Source organism: Variovorax sp. PEI5 (assembly GCF_056679935.1).
Window position 1 is genome coordinate 1,531,167 of record NZ_CM155257.1, and the last position, 14,116, is coordinate 1,545,282.

At 69.1% G+C, this 14,116-nt stretch carries 15 protein-coding genes; 6 read left to right on the forward strand and 9 right to left on the reverse strand.

Translation table 11 applies throughout. The features are described 5' to 3' along the window. Positions 1 to 275: 275 nt before the first annotated feature. Positions 276 to 518, reverse strand: coding sequence for a hypothetical protein (locus AC1MLT_RS06985; protein ID WP_481034636.1), 243 nt, complete (start codon positions 516 to 518; stop codon positions 276 to 278). 22 nt (positions 519 to 540) lie between these two features. On the opposite strand from AC1MLT_RS06985, the gene AC1MLT_RS06990 reads away from it, so the two are divergent. Genes AC1MLT_RS06990 through AC1MLT_RS07005 form a run of 4 tightly spaced genes read left to right on the forward strand, consistent with a single transcriptional unit; the run spans position 541 to position 3,337 of the window. After that, positions 541 to 1,065: a hypothetical protein gene (locus AC1MLT_RS06990; RefSeq protein ID WP_481034637.1), complete on the forward strand. Its 525-nt coding sequence runs from the start codon at positions 541 to 543 to the stop codon at positions 1,063 to 1,065. Next, complete coding sequence (locus tag AC1MLT_RS06995) at positions 1,062 to 1,739, forward strand: hypothetical protein (RefSeq protein WP_481034638.1); 678 nt, start codon at positions 1,062 to 1,064, stop codon at positions 1,737 to 1,739. The genes AC1MLT_RS06990 and AC1MLT_RS06995 overlap by 4 nt, the downstream gene beginning before the upstream one ends. Before the next feature lie 32 nt (positions 1,740 to 1,771). Beyond that, positions 1,772 to 2,440 carry a hypothetical protein gene (locus tag AC1MLT_RS07000; protein ID WP_481034639.1) on the forward strand — a complete coding sequence of 223 codons (669 nt, stop codon included), beginning with the start codon at positions 1,772 to 1,774 and terminating at the stop codon, positions 2,438 to 2,440. A gap of 3 nt (positions 2,441 to 2,443) precedes the next feature. Next, the gene (locus AC1MLT_RS07005) at positions 2,444 to 3,337 is read left to right on the forward strand and encodes a hypothetical protein (RefSeq protein WP_481034641.1); all 894 of its coding nucleotides are present in this window, start codon (positions 2,444 to 2,446) and stop codon (positions 3,335 to 3,337) included. A 54-nt stretch (positions 3,338 to 3,391) separates the two neighbouring features. On the opposite strand, the gene AC1MLT_RS07010 is transcribed toward AC1MLT_RS07005, so the two are convergent. From AC1MLT_RS07010 to AC1MLT_RS07040, 7 genes are all read right to left on the reverse strand, one after another. Then, positions 3,392 to 4,183 carry a class I SAM-dependent methyltransferase gene (locus AC1MLT_RS07010; RefSeq protein WP_481034642.1) on the reverse strand — a complete coding sequence of 264 codons (792 nt, stop codon included), beginning with the start codon at positions 4,181 to 4,183 and terminating at the stop codon, positions 3,392 to 3,394. 29 nt (positions 4,184 to 4,212) lie between these two features. After that, the gene (locus AC1MLT_RS07015) at positions 4,213 to 5,115 is read right to left on the reverse strand and encodes a substrate-binding domain-containing protein (protein ID WP_481034644.1); all 903 of its coding nucleotides are present in this window, start codon (positions 5,113 to 5,115) and stop codon (positions 4,213 to 4,215) included. A 112-nt stretch (positions 5,116 to 5,227) separates the two neighbouring features. Continuing rightward, positions 5,228 to 5,539 carry a hypothetical protein gene (locus AC1MLT_RS07020; RefSeq protein ID WP_481034645.1) on the reverse strand — a complete coding sequence of 104 codons (312 nt, stop codon included), beginning with the start codon at positions 5,537 to 5,539 and terminating at the stop codon, positions 5,228 to 5,230. An 11-nt stretch (positions 5,540 to 5,550) separates the two neighbouring features. Continuing rightward, positions 5,551 to 7,425, reverse strand: a complete 1,875-nt coding sequence (locus AC1MLT_RS07025) for a TRAP transporter large permease (protein WP_481034646.1) — start codon at positions 7,423 to 7,425, stop codon at positions 5,551 to 5,553. Between the two features lie 35 nt (positions 7,426 to 7,460). Next, a complete protein-coding gene (locus AC1MLT_RS07030) occupies positions 7,461 to 8,474 on the reverse strand; it encodes a TRAP transporter substrate-binding protein (protein WP_481034648.1) in 1,014 nt (337 codons plus the stop codon). Positions 8,475 to 8,514: 40 nt separating this feature from the next. After that, complete coding sequence (locus AC1MLT_RS07035; protein WP_481034934.1) at positions 8,515 to 10,119, reverse strand: acyl-CoA synthetase; 1,605 nt, start codon at positions 10,117 to 10,119, stop codon at positions 8,515 to 8,517. Between the two features lie 86 nt (positions 10,120 to 10,205). Beyond that, a complete protein-coding gene (locus tag AC1MLT_RS07040; RefSeq protein ID WP_481034649.1) occupies positions 10,206 to 11,375 on the reverse strand; it encodes an acetyl-CoA acetyltransferase in 1,170 nt (389 codons plus the stop codon). Positions 11,376 to 11,507: 132 nt separating this feature from the next. On the opposite strand from AC1MLT_RS07040, the gene AC1MLT_RS07045 reads away from it, so the two are divergent. After that, a complete protein-coding gene (locus AC1MLT_RS07045) occupies positions 11,508 to 12,329 on the forward strand; it encodes an IclR family transcriptional regulator (protein WP_481034650.1) in 822 nt (273 codons plus the stop codon). Here AC1MLT_RS07045 and AC1MLT_RS07050 read toward each other — a convergent pair. After that, a complete protein-coding gene (locus AC1MLT_RS07050) occupies positions 12,326 to 13,210 on the reverse strand; it encodes a LysR family transcriptional regulator (RefSeq protein ID WP_481034651.1) in 885 nt (294 codons plus the stop codon). The genes AC1MLT_RS07045 and AC1MLT_RS07050 overlap by 4 nt on opposite strands. A gap of 89 nt (positions 13,211 to 13,299) precedes the next feature. Here AC1MLT_RS07050 and AC1MLT_RS07055 point away from each other — a divergent pair, with 89 nt between their 5' ends. Next, positions 13,300 to 14,097 carry an SDR family NAD(P)-dependent oxidoreductase gene (locus AC1MLT_RS07055; RefSeq protein WP_481034652.1) on the forward strand — a complete coding sequence of 266 codons (798 nt, stop codon included), beginning with the start codon at positions 13,300 to 13,302 and terminating at the stop codon, positions 14,095 to 14,097. Positions 14,098 to 14,116 lie beyond the last annotated feature (19 nt).

Sequence of the window (14,116 nt, forward strand, 5' to 3'; positions counted from 1 at the left end):
GCCACGACGCGGCCTCACAAGCTTGGCGCCATGTAGCCTCGGCACGCGCCCTGGACGGGTGCTGCCGGCCGCCCTCGCGGTCCTCGGGATCCGGTGGCCGGGCGTCGCGGCTCGAATTGATCGGTCGGCTCGCCATGCCGGCTGGCCGGCCAAGTCGCACGCATGCTTTTTCCATACATGCGCGTGAAATTCCTTTTCAATTGAACTTATTGATTAGCGCAAATCAATAATGCTTCCATAGAGACGACCATTTTCCTAATTGAAGAATTATTCAATTACTGAATATACTCGTCCACCTTGGTTTTCCAGGACCGCATGGCGACAAGGTTCCACCAGGAGGCATCGTTGAATTCGAAGAATTCCTTTCCATCCCGAAGGCCGCATTGGCCATCCAGCATGCGTCGAGGATCGATCTGCTGCCTGTCGCTGTTGTTCATGCCTTTGATGACATGGGCTGCCAAGCCTTTCGAAACACCGTACCAATTGATGGTGTTCTTGAGTGCCGAGGCATTGGTCAAGGCCCAGATTCCCTTCGAAATCATGGCCGCCACCCCCTATGGGATGCTGCCGCTCGGACAACCCTCGTCACCCTTGTACATACCGCTCGTCAATCTCGACGCGGGCGATCAATTGCAATTGCCGGACCAGGGCTTCGACAACCTCAGACCCAGCGGACACTATCAATTCATTCTGGTGGATGCCTCCCGCCCGAAGAAGATCAATTACAACTTCATCATCTCCATCACCGACGAGCGTTGCGCGAACATGATCATTCCATCCAACGGCGTGAAGCTCGAGGCCCAGACTGGCCAATGGCTTGAATTCGCCGTGCTCAAGGTGGAGGAAGGAAGTGCCAGCATTCCCATCGCCTCGCCCACCACGCGCATCTGCACGAATTCGGAGGGCAATTTCAAGTTCGGCATCCCGCGGATCGAGGGCGGGAAATTCAGGGCCGAGCTCACCGCCCTGAACGAGCAGGACCAGCCCTCCGGGTCCTACCCACTGGACATCTTCATCGAGCATCCCTCCGACGCACCGGACGCCGCCCCGAGGAGCGCACGATGAACACGCCCTGGCGGCCGACGAGCACCCGCGTTGCGAAGCGGCCGGCGCCAAGGAGGGCGGGCTGGCTGGCTTGCGCCTTGTCGCTCATCGCGTCGATGGGCGGGCGCGAGGCCGTCGCCGCGCCCTTCCTCAACTGCACCGACGAATCGCTCGTCCTGACGGTCAACGCCGGACCGCTCTTCGTCGGATCGCCCGGGAAATTCAAGATCGCCGGCCATACCCGCGTACCCGCCGCCGCAGGATTGCCGAGCAAATTCAGGCCCATCGCGTTCGACGATCCGGGCGACCGCCTCATGACGCTGCCCGGCGAAGGGCGCGCCGGCTCGCAGGACCATCACTCCATCGAGCTGTTCGACGTCTCGGGGTCCCAGCGCATTCAATACACCTTGCGTTTCGCATTGCTGCCGGGTTCCTGTCCAGCCCTGTCCGCATCGTCCATCGATTCGCGCGTGCTGGTCGAACGCGGTCGCCGTCTCGCGTTCTCGGTATTGCGCAGGCCCATCGGCAATCCGACGGGACCGCAATTGATTTCCAGCCCGAAATCCATCTGCGTGAATCCGCAGGCCGACGTGCGCCTGATATTCAATCCGATGGTCGACCACTTCCTGCCCATCGAACTCGAAACGGTGTTCGGCGATCAGGTCAACCTGACGGAATTGTCCGTTCCACTCTGAGCCCCCGTCCAACGTCTTCGAAGAGGCCAAGCTTGAAAACAGAAGATCTCCTGGATTCCCGCGCCAAGGAATCCCCGCGACGCCGGCATCGGATGGCGAGCGCCGCACGGTTCGCCATCGTCGGCACGCTGGGCATTCTTTGCGCCACGTTCGCCCAGGCGTCGCCGACGGCCGACCCCAGCAAGCGTCAAGTGAGATTGCGCACCGACGCCCTTCGCGAATCACCTTTCGCGGAATACCTCGACAGCCATTTCGATGGCGACACCACGACGGGCAGAAAAAACGACTTCACGGACTGGAAAAGCCTCCATCACGCGAAGCATTTCCCTTCGATCGAGGGACAGGACTACCACGCGGTGCGTCTGGATCTCATTTCTTCCTCGCAGCACGCCAAGCTCGCCTACCTCATCCTCAACGCCACCGACCGGCAGTGTGCCGTGCCCTACAACTCGCTCGCCACCCAGTCCGCGGCCCGCAACGCGAACGGGCGGGAGTACGAGGTTTTCTCGATCACCAGAATGGATTCGCGAAGCGTTCCCCAGAGAAGTTTTTCACGCGTCTTCTGCGCGCCCGACAAGGCGCATTTCGACGTGGCCTTCAATGCGGCCGGCCCCCGGGCCATGCCCGTGGTCATCTCCACGCTCTCGCCGACCGACAGCACCCAGGTCCTCAATCGCATCGTGTTTTTCCTGGTCCTGTGAAACATGAAGACCCTGATCGCCTCCATCCTTCTCGGGCTGACTTGCGTCACGGCATACGCCGTTCCCGCGCTCTTCCGCATCGATACGCGCTCGCCCGATTCGGTGTTCAGGGACGGCTTCACCGCGCCGGGGACCAACCGGAACCTGTTGCAGCACGCGGAGGGGCTGAGTTGCGGCCGTTTCGATGGCAGGCCCGCGGGTGCAGCGCCCGAGGCCGCGGCGGCCGCCGTGCCCCCCACGGCTTATATCGAGCTCAACGGCCGGACCGGGGCGCCGATGGTGATCAGGGCACGCCTGCAGATGATGGCAAGGACACAGCCCAATCCGATCGTGTGGCGCTACGAGCTGACGCCTTCGCGCAATGACTACAACGTGGCCGACACCTTCGCGCAGCGAATCAATCCGACAACCCGCGTCAACCTGAATACCGGGCGCGTCGCGGCGGCGGAGATGCGGGCGCGAGTGCAGGAAACCTGGGTCGCCGCCGCGCCGATCGCCGGCAATCGCGTGATGCATGGCATCGCCTACACGCTCGAGCGTGGCCGTGTCATCGAAGTGCCGGGAATGGTCGCCACCAACGTCAACTGGGTGGTGGCGGTGACGGACCACGCCAACGAGAATCCTTTGCCCATCGACACCGTCGTGAACGGCGCGGCCGAGCCCTCCATCGGGCGACGCATCCTGAACGTGGGAGATGGCCTGGTGTCGGCATGCGCGTGCGGTGGATCGTTCGCCGCGGACCGAAGCGACACGTCGAACGTGATCACGGACGACAGTGCCTGCCGCGCCGGCGCCAGCTCGGTCCGTGAAGTCCCGGAAGAGTCGTCGTTCAGTCAGATCACGACGCCCAGCGGGCTGGATCCCAAGGCGCACGACGACAAGATCGAATCGAGGTAGCCGGGCGCCTGCGCCTGACACTCGGCACGGCGCGGCTCGGGTCTGGCGGAGGCTTCAGCGCCGGGTGGAGGAGTCCTTGCGGAACACCACCACGTGCTGCCACGGCAGGCCCGGCGCCGTGCGTTCCCAGGTCAGCGCCTGGACCTCGGCCTCGCGGCGGATCTGCGCCTCGCTCATCTTGTGCAGCGTCTTGATCGGCACCGCCGGATCCTCGGCGCGATACTCGACGAAGACCACGCGGCCGCCCGGCTTCAGGGCGCGCACCAGGCTCGCGAGCACCTCGTGGGGCCGCGACAGCTCGTGGTAGACGTCGACCATGATCGCCAGGTCGACCGATCCCGGCGGCAGGCGGACATCGGTCTCGGTGCCCAGCGAGGGCTCGATGTTGGCGATGCCCTCGCGCCGCGCCGACCGCTCCAGCAGCGCCACCATCTCCGGCTGCACGTCCACCGCCAGCACCCGGCCCGACGGCGCCACCGCGCGCGCCATGCGGCGCGAAAGGTAGCCGGTGCCGGCGCCGATGTCGGCCACCACCTGGCCCGGGCGCAGGTCGAGCAGGCGCAGCAGCACGTCGGTGCGCTCCTCCTTCTCGCGCTCCTCGCGCTCCAGCCAGGCCGCGCCCTGCCAGCCCATGACCTGCGAGATCTCGCGCCCCATGTAGCGCCGGCCGATGCCATCGGGGCTCGCCGGCGTCGCGGTGTAGCGCTCGGCCGCCGGGGCAGCCGGGGTCCCGGCGCGGACCGGGGCCGGCGTCGCCACCGGTTGCTGGGCCGCTGCCAGTGGGACCATGCCACCCAGCAGCGCGGCGGCGATCCAGGCGAGCGACCGCGCGCGATTCGCGGCCATGGCGGCGGTGACGGCGGCGGCGGCGGCGTTCAGGGAACCGCCTTCTTCGCCGGCTCCAGGCCGCTCTTGCGGATCACCGGCTCGGCCGCCGGCGAGGTGAAGTACCGGATCATCTCGCGCGCCGCCTGCGGCTGGCGCGCCGTGGTGGCGATGCCGGCGGAGAACACCGTCATGCGCTGCACCTCGGGCGGCAGCACGCCGATGAAGTCGGCGCCGGCCACCGGCAGCAGCTCGCTCACCTGCTGCAGGCCCAGCGCGGCGTCGCCGCGCGCCACCACGGTGGCCACGCGCTCGCTCAGGATGCGCTGGCTCTTGGGCTTGACCTGCGCCTCCAGGCCGAGCTTCTTCAGCATCTCGGTCTCGTAATAGGTGCCGCTGGCGCTGGCCGAGTAGGCGATCGACGGCGCCGCGAGCAGGGTGCGCTTGAGCGCCTCGACGGTGCTGATGTCGGGCCGGGGCGCGCCCTTCCTCACCGACATGCCGATGAGCGAGTTGACCAGGTCGACCTGGCTGCCCGGCACCACCTTGCCCTGCGCCACCAGCGCATCGAGCGCCGGCCGCGCCAGGATCACGACATCGACCGGCTCGCCGCGCCCCATGCGGCTGGGGATCGAATCGACCGCGCCGCCCATCGACGAGCCATAGGCCGTCTTCACCACCGAGCCGCTCAGGCGCTCGTAGGCCGGGCGCAGCTCGTCGTAGGCGGCGGCGAAACCGCCGGAGGTCATGACGTTGATCTCGGTCGTGACCGGCACCGGGGCGATCGGCGCCGAGGCCGGCTTGTTGCCGACGCCGGCGCAACCGGCCAGCGCGAAGGCGGCGAGCCAGACGGCGGCGCGCCGCGTCACGGGCGCGACGCAGGCGCCGGTGGTGGCACGGGCGGTGGCGGCGATGTCAGCGGTGGTGGAGGCGGAGGGGTCGGAATCACGCATGGATCTGTCTCGTGGTGGAATGGAAGTGCGCCCATGCTAGAGCGCGAGGCTGTCAATCCGCCTTCAGCGGACTCGGGGTTATCACCGATTCGCGATCGCCGCGCCCGGCCCTTCAGTCCGCGGCGGCGCCATCGAATTGCGCCATCAGCTCGTCGACGAAGCGCCGCGAGCCCGTCAGCGTGAGCGTGAGGGCATGCCAGCCATCGGCCTCGACCTGCACCTGCAGATCGTCGTCCCAGTCCAGACCCTCCTCGACCGGGCCGTGGGTGTGCGGGAAGCGGGTGCGGGCCCAGTCGAGCACGCGCTCGACCTCGGCCCGCACGTCGGCGTGCCGGGCGGCATCGGTGGAGGCCATCGCCTCCAGGGCGAGGACGCCATCGGCGTCCTCGTGCAGTTCGAAGGAGAGATAGCGCAGGGCGGGCATGGCCGCCGAGGCTACAGCACGCCGGTGGAGATCACCGGCACGGCGGCGATGACCACCAGGCCGATCAGCAGGGCCGCGAGGTAGGGCCAGATCGCGCCCATCGCCTCGTCGGGCGAGACGTTGCCGATGCGACAGGCGATGTAGAAGCCCACGCCCACCGGCGGCATCATGAGGCCGATGTTCATCGCCACCACCACCACCATGGCGTAGTGGACGTCGTTGATGTGCAGCGCGCGCGCGATGGGAAACATCAGCGGCGCCATCAGCAGCAGCGCGGGCAGCCCCTCGAGCACGCAGCCCAGCGCCAGGAAGATGACGATCGTGACGGCCATGAAGCCCCAGGCGCCGCCGGGCAGGTTGGTCATGAAGCCGGCGATCTGCTGCGCCACGCCCGATTGCGTGATGGCCCAGGCCATGGCCAGCGCCGTGCCCAGGATCATCAGCACCGCGCCGCTCAACGCGGCCGTCTCCACCAGCATGGCGTAGAAGCGGCGCCATCCGATGCCGCCATAGAGCACGATGCCGATCACCATCGCGTAGAGCACGGCGATGGTCGAGACCTCGGTCGCCGTGGCGACGCCGCTGCCAACCGCGCCGCGGATCAGGAAGGGCAGCACCAGCGCCGGGCCGGCCACCAGCAGGGCCTTGCCGATGACGCCGAGCGAGGCGCGCTGGACGCCGCCCATGTCCTCGTGACGCGCCTTCCAGCGCGCCAGCACGGCCAGTGCCACCAGCAGCACCGCCGCCACGGTCACGCCGGCCTGGAACAATCCGGCGATCGACACCCCGGCGACCGAGCCGAGCACGATCAGCACGATGCTCGGGGGCACCGTGTCGGCCATGGCCGCGCCGGTGGACAGCAGCGCGATCATCTCCTTGGGCTTCTGGCCGCGCCGCTTCATCTCGGGGAACAGCGCCGGCGCCACCGTCGCCATGTCGGAGACCTTGGAGCCGGAAATGCCCGAGACGATGAACAGCGAGCCCAGCAGCACGTACTGCATGCCGCCGCGCACGTGGCCGATCAGGGAGGCCAGGAACTCGATGATGGCCTTGCCCATGCCGGTGGCGTCGAGCACGCAGCCCAGCAGCACGAAGATCGGCACCGACACCAGGATCATGCTGGACATGCCCTCGTCCATGCGGCCGATCATGACGTCGATCGGGATCTGCGTGCTGAAGGCCAGGAAGCACACCGTGCCGATGCCGAAGCAGAACGCGATCGGCACGCCCGCCAGCAGCGCGACGCCGACGAAGCCGATCAGGAACAGTGCGATGCTCAGGTTGCCCAGGTCGCCGATGGCCGGCGCCAGCCACCAGCAGACGCCGCCGATGGCGGCCACCGCCACCGCGGCCACGGCCAGTTCGCCCGCCGTGCAGCGGCGCCAGGCCTGCGCGAGCACGGTCAGCAGCATGGCGCCGATGCCGAAGGCGATTGCCGCGACGCGGAAGCTGTTGGGGATGTCGAGCGCCGGCAGCGACACGATCCATTCGCTCTGCACGTACTCCACGGCCGGGCGCATCAGCGCGCCCAGGAAGGCCGCCACCACCAGCAGCCCGAAGGCGTTGACGTGGCCCTGCGCCCGTGGCGGCAGCTTCTGCAGGAAGATGGTCAGCCGCAGGTGCTCGTTGCGGTGGATGGCGATGACCGAGCCGAGCATGGCCAGCCACAGGAAGCAGATCGACACCACCTCGTCGATCCAGACCACGGAGATGGAGAACACATAGCGCGAGCAGACGCCCGCGAGCATCAGCACCATGATGGCCGCCGCCAGCGCGGCCCCGGCCATCTCCACGGGACGCATGAGCATGCTGCTCGGGGGCAGGACCGGCGCCGCCAGTTCGTCGGGCAGGGTGAAGGCGGCGACCGGGTCGCTGGTTGTCGTCATGATGCGCGGGGAGGAAGGAGACGTGTGGGGCCTTCTCAGGCCAGCTTGCCGGTGTATTTCTCGAGCAGGGCCCAGGCGTCGTCGCCGAACTTCTTCTTCCACTCTTCGTAGAACCTGGCCTCGCGCAGCTTGGCGCGGAACACCTCGGCATTGGTGTCGTTGAACTCCATGCCCTTGCCCTTGAGGTCGGCCGTCAGGCTGTCGTTGAGCTTCCTGACCTCGGCGCGCTGCTTGAGCGCGGCCTCGGCGACGTGGCGGGAGACGATCTCGCGCAGGTCGGCCGGCAGGCGGTCGACGGCGCGCTTGTTGCCCAGGAACCAGAAGCCGTCCCACATGTGGTTGGTGACCGAGCAGTACTTCTGCACCTCGTTGAGCTTGGCCGTGGCCACGATGGCCAGCGGGTTCTCCTGGCCGTCGACGATCTTGGTCTGCAGCGCGGTGTAGACCTCGGCGAAGTTGATGGTGGTGGGCGAGGCGTCGAAGGCCTTGAACATCGAGACCCAGAACGGGCTCGGCGGCACCCGCATCTTCATGCCCTTGAGGTCCTCGGGCCTGGTGATGGGACGCGTGCTGGTGGTCATCTGGCGATAGCCGTTGTCCCAGATCTTGTCGAAGGCCACGATGGCGTTGGTGGCCGCGATCTGCTTGCGCACGTGGGCGCCGAGGTCGCCGTCCATGGCGGCCCAGACCTGGTCGTAGTCCTTGAACGCGAAGCCCACGCCACTGATCTGCGCCGAGGGCACCAGCGTGCCCAGGATCAGCGGCGACAGCGTGAAGAACTCGAGCGCGCCGTTGCGCAGCTGCGAGAGCATGTCGGTGTCGGTGCCCAGCTGGCTGCTGGGGAAGACCTTGATGTCGACCCGGCCCTTGGTGTCGGCCAGGATCTTCGCGACCATCTCGTTGGCCGAGACGTTCAGCGGGTGGGTGATGGGCAGGTTGTTGCCGAACTTCATCGTGAATTCGGCCTTCTGCGCCCGCGCCAGGGGCGCCAGGGTCGGCAGGGCCAGGGCGGCGGTGCCCGCGAGCAGGGTGCGGCGATCGAGTCTCATGGGTCTGTCTCCTCGTTTGAAAATTTCTGGGTGGATGCGCTCAGTCGGCGCGCGGTTCGGCGACGTCGCCGCGCTCGACCAGCAGGCGGCGCACGTCCTTCTTCACGATCTTGCCGTAACCGGACTTGGGCAGCGCGTCCCAGAAGAACACGTGATGCGGCCAGCGATAGCGCGCCAGCCGGCCTTCCAGGTGGGCCAGCAGGGTGGCCGCGTCGAGCGCCGATGCGTCCGGCGCGCGCACCACCACCGCCGCGCCCACCTCGCCCCACTTGGGATCGGGCAGGCCCAGCACGGCGACCTCGGCGACGCCGGGATGCGCCAGCAGCACCTCCTCCACCTCGCGCGGATAGACGTTGGAGCCGCCGGAGATGTACATGTCGGATTCACGTCCGGTGATGTGGAGCAGGCCGCGCTCGTCCATGCGGCCCAGGTCGCCGGTGTGGAACCAGCCGCCGCGCAACGCCTTGGCCGTGGCCTGCGGATCGCCGTGGTAGCCGCCGAACACCGCCGGGCCCCGGCAGCAGATCTCGCCGACCTGGCCGGTGGCCACGGGCCGCATCCGGTCGTCGAGGATCGCGACCTCCATGCCGGTGCGCGGGCGGCCGCAGGCGCCGACGTGGGCATTGGGCGAGGCATCGTCGGCATCGTGCATCTCGCGCGGCAGCACGGTGATGCAGCCGGTCACCTCGCCCAGGCCGAAGTACTGCACCAGCACCGGTCCCAGCGTCTGCAGGGCGCGCTTCTGGTCGGCACGGTACATCGGCGCGCCGGCATAGATCACGTAGCGCAACGAGCCATGGTCGTGGGCATGGACCGAGGGGTGCTCGACCAGGATCTTGACGATGGTCGGCACGGTGAACAGGTTGGTCACGCGGTGGCGCTCCACCAGCTCCCAGACCACGGCCGGATCGAGCTTCTCCGACGGCAGCAGCACCGTCGCCGCGCCGCGCGCGACGTTGAGCAGCGCATGGATGCCGGCGCCGTGCGACAGCGGCGCCACGGCGATCGAGCAGTCGCGCTCGGTGGTGCCGGGGATCAGGTCGGCCAGGTGGTTGGTGACCACGAAGCCCATCTGGCCGTGGGTCAGCACGCCGGCCTTGGGCTTGCCCGTGGTGCCGGAGGTGTAGAAGAACCACAGCGGGTCGTCGGCACGCACCACGGCCTCGACCGGCCGGCGGCCCAGGTGGCGCGCCACCAGGGCCTCGTAGTCGTGCTCGCCCGCGCGCGGCGTGCCGATGGCGATCACCTCGCGCAGGGCCGGCGCGGCGGCGCGCACGGCATCGACATGGCCGGCGAAGTCGGACTCCGCGATCATCGCCACCGCGCCGCTGGAGGCGCCCAGGTAGGCGACCTCGCCGGGCGTGAGGCGGAAGTTGGTCGGCACCCAGACGCAGCCGATGCGGAAGGCGGCCCAGCCGCATTCGAACAGCTGGCGGTTGTTGCGCGAGTGCACCAGGATGGCGTCGCCCTGGCGCAGGCCCAGCTGCTGCAGGGCGTGGGCGATGGCGTCGACGCGGCGGTCGATCTCGGCCCAGGTCCATTGCCGGTCGCCCTGGATCAGGCCCGGGCGGTCCGGATGCAGGCGCGCGGTCTGGGTCAGCAGCTGCGCCAGGTTGCAGGCATGCGCGCTGCCGGCCGCCGTGATCGCGTCCGTGGCGGTGCCGGTGTCCGCGTCCGGCGTCCCGGTCGCCGCCGTGGCCGCGTCGGCCTCCGGCGCCGCCAGCACCGCGCTCACGCGGTCGCCTCCAGCACGCTCAGGTAGTTGGCGACGGCCGCGCCGCCCATGTTGAAGACGGCGCCCAGGCCGGCGCGCGGCACCTGCATGTCGCCGGCGGTGCCGGAGAGCTGCATCGCGGCCATCACGTGCTGCGACACCCCGGTCGCGCCGATCGGATGGCCGCGCGACTTCAGGCCGCCCGACGGATTGATCGGCAGCCGGCCATCGGCGCGGCTGGTGCCCTCGAGGATCACGCGCGCGCCCTGGCCGTGCGGGGCCAGACCCATGGCCTCGTATTCGAGCAGCTCGGCGATGGTGAAGCAGTCGTGCGTCTCGACGAAGTGCAGGTCGTCCAGCCGCGCGCCGGCGGCCTCCAGGCCGCGCTGCCAGGCCAGCGCCGCGCCTTCGAAGCGCGTCGGGTCGCGCCGCGACAGCGGCAGGAACTCGTTGACCTGGGTGCGCGAGCGCCAGCGCACGGCCGGCACCCGGGCACCCGCGACCGGCGCCATGGAGATCACCAGCGCGGCCGCGCCATCGGACACCAGCGAGCAGTCCGAGCGCTTGAGCGGCCCGGCCACGAAGGGATTCTTCTCCGACGGCTGGCGGCAGAACTCGAAGCCCAGGTCGCGCTTCATGTGGGCATAGGGATTGCGCACGCCATTGGCGTGGTTCTTGGCCGAGATCGCCGCCAGTGCGTCGGACTGGTCGCCGAAGCGCTCGAAGTAGGTGCCGGCGATGGTGCCGAACACGCCCGCGAAACCGCCCGGCGTGTCGCCCTCCTCCCGCACGTAGGAGCAGCGCAGCAGCACCTCGCCGATCTGCGCGTTGGGCAGGGTGTTCATCTTCTCGAAGCCGACCACCAGCGCATGCCGCATGCGGCCGCTGGCCACCGCGTCCAGCGCGCCCCAGATCGCGGCCGAGCCGGTGGCGCAGGCGTTCTCCAGCCGCACCGAGGGTGTGTGGCGCAACTCCGGGAAGGCCTGCGCCGCCATCGCGCCGCTGAAGTCCTGGCGCAGGAAGCCGCCATTGAAGTGGCCGACGAAGACGCCATCGATGTCGGCCGGCGCCAGGCCGGCGGTGTCGAGCGCGCCCTGGGCGGCCTCGCGGAACAGGTCCTCGGCTTCCAGGGCGTCATGCTTGCCAAAGGCCGTGTGACCCCAGCCGATGATGTGTGCTTGCGTCATTTTGGTTCACTATATGGACTGAGCGACTTCGAGCCGCCCTGTCCTCTGGTTGCAATGCAGAGGACGATAAAGAATTTCCAGGGTCTTCCGCCCCCGGACTTTCCTTCAACCGCAGACAAAAAGGTTCACCCCATGGACCAACCGATTCGGGTAACCCCGGAGCCTCTCGATGCCACCGAGCTCACGGCCGGGGCCCGCGCCCTGCGCCGGGGCCTGGCGGTGCTGCGCCTGCTGACGCGCGTCGGCCCCGGGGGCCTGCGCATGGCCGAGATCGTGCGCCGGCTCGACCTGCCCAAGGCGACCGTGGTGCGCCTGACCCGCACCCTGCTCGACGAGGGCTTCGTCATGCACGACCGGGGCTCGGGCGCCTACCGGCTCGGGCCGGAGGCCTTCGCGGTCGGCCTGGCGGCGGAACCCAGCTATGCCTTGCAGCGCCTGGCCGCGCCGATGCTGCGGGCGCTGGCGCTGGAGTCGGGCGACACGGTCTTCTTCGGCGTGCTGCATGGCATCGAGAGCATCTGCCTGTCGCGCGACGAGGGCGACTTCCCGATCCGCAACCAGCTCGTGAAGCCGGGCGACCGCTTCCCGCTGGGCGTCGGCGCGGGCGCCGTGGCCACGCTGGCGGCGCTGTCGGACGAGACGGTGCGCGACATCCTGGCGCGCAATGCCGCGCTGCGGGCCGAGCACTATCCGCGCTGCACCGATGCCGCCCTGCTGGCCCTGGTGGCCGAGACCCGCACCCGGGGCTACTGCGTGAACCCGGGACTGGTGCTGGAGAGCGCCTGGGCCGTCGGGGTGCCGGTCTACGACGCCAACGGCCGCACGGTGGGTTCCATCAGCATCGCCGCCATCGAGCAGCGCCTGGGGCCGGCACGCGCGGCGCAGCTGGGCAACCGCCTGATGCAGGCCAGCCAGGCGCTGACGCGGATGCTGGCCACCGGCGAGGCCCCCTAGAGGCGCGGCAGCAGCTCGACGAAGGCCCGCACCGTGGGGGCGTCGTCGTCGGTGCGCCAGGCGACGCCGGTCTCGATCTCGGCGCGCGGGCCGCCGGCGTCGCGCAGCGGCCGGTAGGCCACGCCCGCGCGCCCGAGCACCTGCACGCAGGATGGCAGCAGCGCCACGCCGATGCCGCCGGCCACCAGGCTGACGATGGTGGGCATCTGCCGCGCCGGGAAGATGCGCGGGCTGAAGCCATGGCGCATGCACACGCTCACCACGGTGTCGAACATGGTCGGGCCGAAGTGCCGCTCGAAGCACAGGAACTGCTCGTCGGCCAGGTCCTTCACCGCCACGCTGCGGCCGCGCGCGTGCCGGTGCGCCGCCGGCAGCGCCGCGATCAGCGGGTCCAGGCAGGTGCCGCGATAGGACAGCATCGCCGGCAGCTCGGGCGAGGCGAAGATGCAGCCGACGTCCAGCGTGCCGGCCTCCAGGTCGCGCAGGATCTGGTCGGTGGTCGACTCGTGCAGCGCCACCCGCACGCCGGGGAAGTCCTGGGTGAAGCGCCGCAGCGCATCGGGCAGGAACGAGCAGGCCGCCAGGCTGATGAAGCCGATCGCCAGGCTGCCGGCCTGGCCCGAGGCGGCATCGCGCGCGTGGGCGCGCAGCGACTCGGTGCGCGCCAGCACCGCGCGGGCATCGCGCAATGCCTGCTCGCCGCCCGGCGTCAGGGCGATGTGGCGCGAACTGCGCTCGAACAGCCGCAGGCCGAGCTCGGTCTCCAGCTCCTTGATGGCCAGACTGACCGGCGGCTGCGACAGCCGCAGGCGCGCGGCGGCGCGGCCGAAGTGCAGCTCCTCGGCGACGGCGATGAAACAGCGCAGGTGACGCATCTCCATGGTTTTGCAAATCGATCCATAGGAATTCCGAACTTCTGCAAATGTAGGGGCCTTCCTAGAATCGCACCGCAAAGCAACGGAGACATCCCATGACATCGAACGACACCCCCTCCTCCGCCCCCGTCGCGGTGATCACCGGCGGCGCGCGCGGCATCGGCCTCGCGGTGGCCGAATGGTTCCTGGAACAGGGCCACCGCATCGCCCTGCTCGACATCGACCGCGCCACGCTGGATGCCACGGCCACCCGCCTGGCCGACCCGGGGCGCGTGCTGGCGGTGGCCTGCGACGTCTCGGATCCCGAGCAGGTCGATGCCGCCGTCGCGCGCGTCGTCACCGCCTTCGGCCGCATCGACGCGCTGGTCAACAACGCCGGCGTGGCGGTCTTCAAGCCGATCGGCGAGACCTCCTTCGCCGAGTGGCGCCAGGTGCTGTCGGTCAACCTCGACGGCGCCTTCCTCTGCTCGCAGGCCTGCGTGCCGCACATGCGCCGCCAGGGCAAGGGCGCGATCGTCAACATCGCCTCCATCTCGGGCCTGCGCGCGAGCACCTTGCGGGTCGCCTATGGCACCAGCAAGGCGGCGCTGATCCAGCTGACCAAGCAGCAGGCGGTGGAGCTGGGCACCGTGGGCATCCGCGTCAACGCCATCGCGCCCGGCCCGGTCGAGACCGAGATGGCCAAGCTGGTCCACAGCGTGGCGATCCGCTCCGACTACCACGATGTCATCCCGCTGGAGCGCTATGGCACCACGCGGGAGATCGCCTCCGCCGTGGGCTTCCTGTGCAGCGATGCCGCCAGCTATGTCAATGGCCAGGTGCTGGCCGTCGACGGCGGCTTCGATGCCGCCGGCGTGGGCCTGCCGACCCTGCGCAAGAACGCGCGCGGCTGAGCGCGCCGGCGCGCTCAGC

Coding starts and splice junctions, on each gene's coding strand:
- AC1MLT_RS06990 (WP_481034637.1), top strand. CDS start 541: ATGGCCGCCACCCCCTATGGGATGCTGCCGCTCGGACAACCCTCGTCA.
- AC1MLT_RS06995 (WP_481034638.1), top strand. CDS start 1,062: ATGAACACGCCCTGGCGGCCGACGAGCACCCGCGTTGCGAAGCGGCCG.
- AC1MLT_RS07005 (WP_481034641.1), top strand. CDS start 2,444: ATGAAGACCCTGATCGCCTCCATCCTTCTCGGGCTGACTTGCGTCACG.
- AC1MLT_RS07010 (WP_481034642.1), bottom strand. CDS start 4,183: ATGGCCGCGAATCGCGCGCGGTCGCTCGCCTGGATCGCCGCCGCGCTG.
- AC1MLT_RS07015 (WP_481034644.1), bottom strand. CDS start 5,115: ATGCGTGATTCCGACCCCTCCGCCTCCACCACCGCTGACATCGCCGCC.
- AC1MLT_RS07020 (WP_481034645.1), bottom strand. CDS start 5,539: ATGCCCGCCCTGCGCTATCTCTCCTTCGAACTGCACGAGGACGCCGAT.
- AC1MLT_RS07025 (WP_481034646.1), bottom strand. CDS start 7,425: ATGACGACAACCAGCGACCCGGTCGCCGCCTTCACCCTGCCCGACGAA.
- AC1MLT_RS07030 (WP_481034648.1), bottom strand. CDS start 8,474: ATGAGACTCGATCGCCGCACCCTGCTCGCGGGCACCGCCGCCCTGGCC.
- AC1MLT_RS07040 (WP_481034649.1), bottom strand. CDS start 11,375: ATGACGCAAGCACACATCATCGGCTGGGGTCACACGGCCTTTGGCAAG.
- AC1MLT_RS07045 (WP_481034650.1), top strand. CDS start 11,508: ATGGACCAACCGATTCGGGTAACCCCGGAGCCTCTCGATGCCACCGAG.
- AC1MLT_RS07050 (WP_481034651.1), bottom strand. CDS start 13,210: ATGGAGATGCGTCACCTGCGCTGTTTCATCGCCGTCGCCGAGGAGCTG.
- AC1MLT_RS07055 (WP_481034652.1), top strand. CDS start 13,300: ATGACATCGAACGACACCCCCTCCTCCGCCCCCGTCGCGGTGATCACC.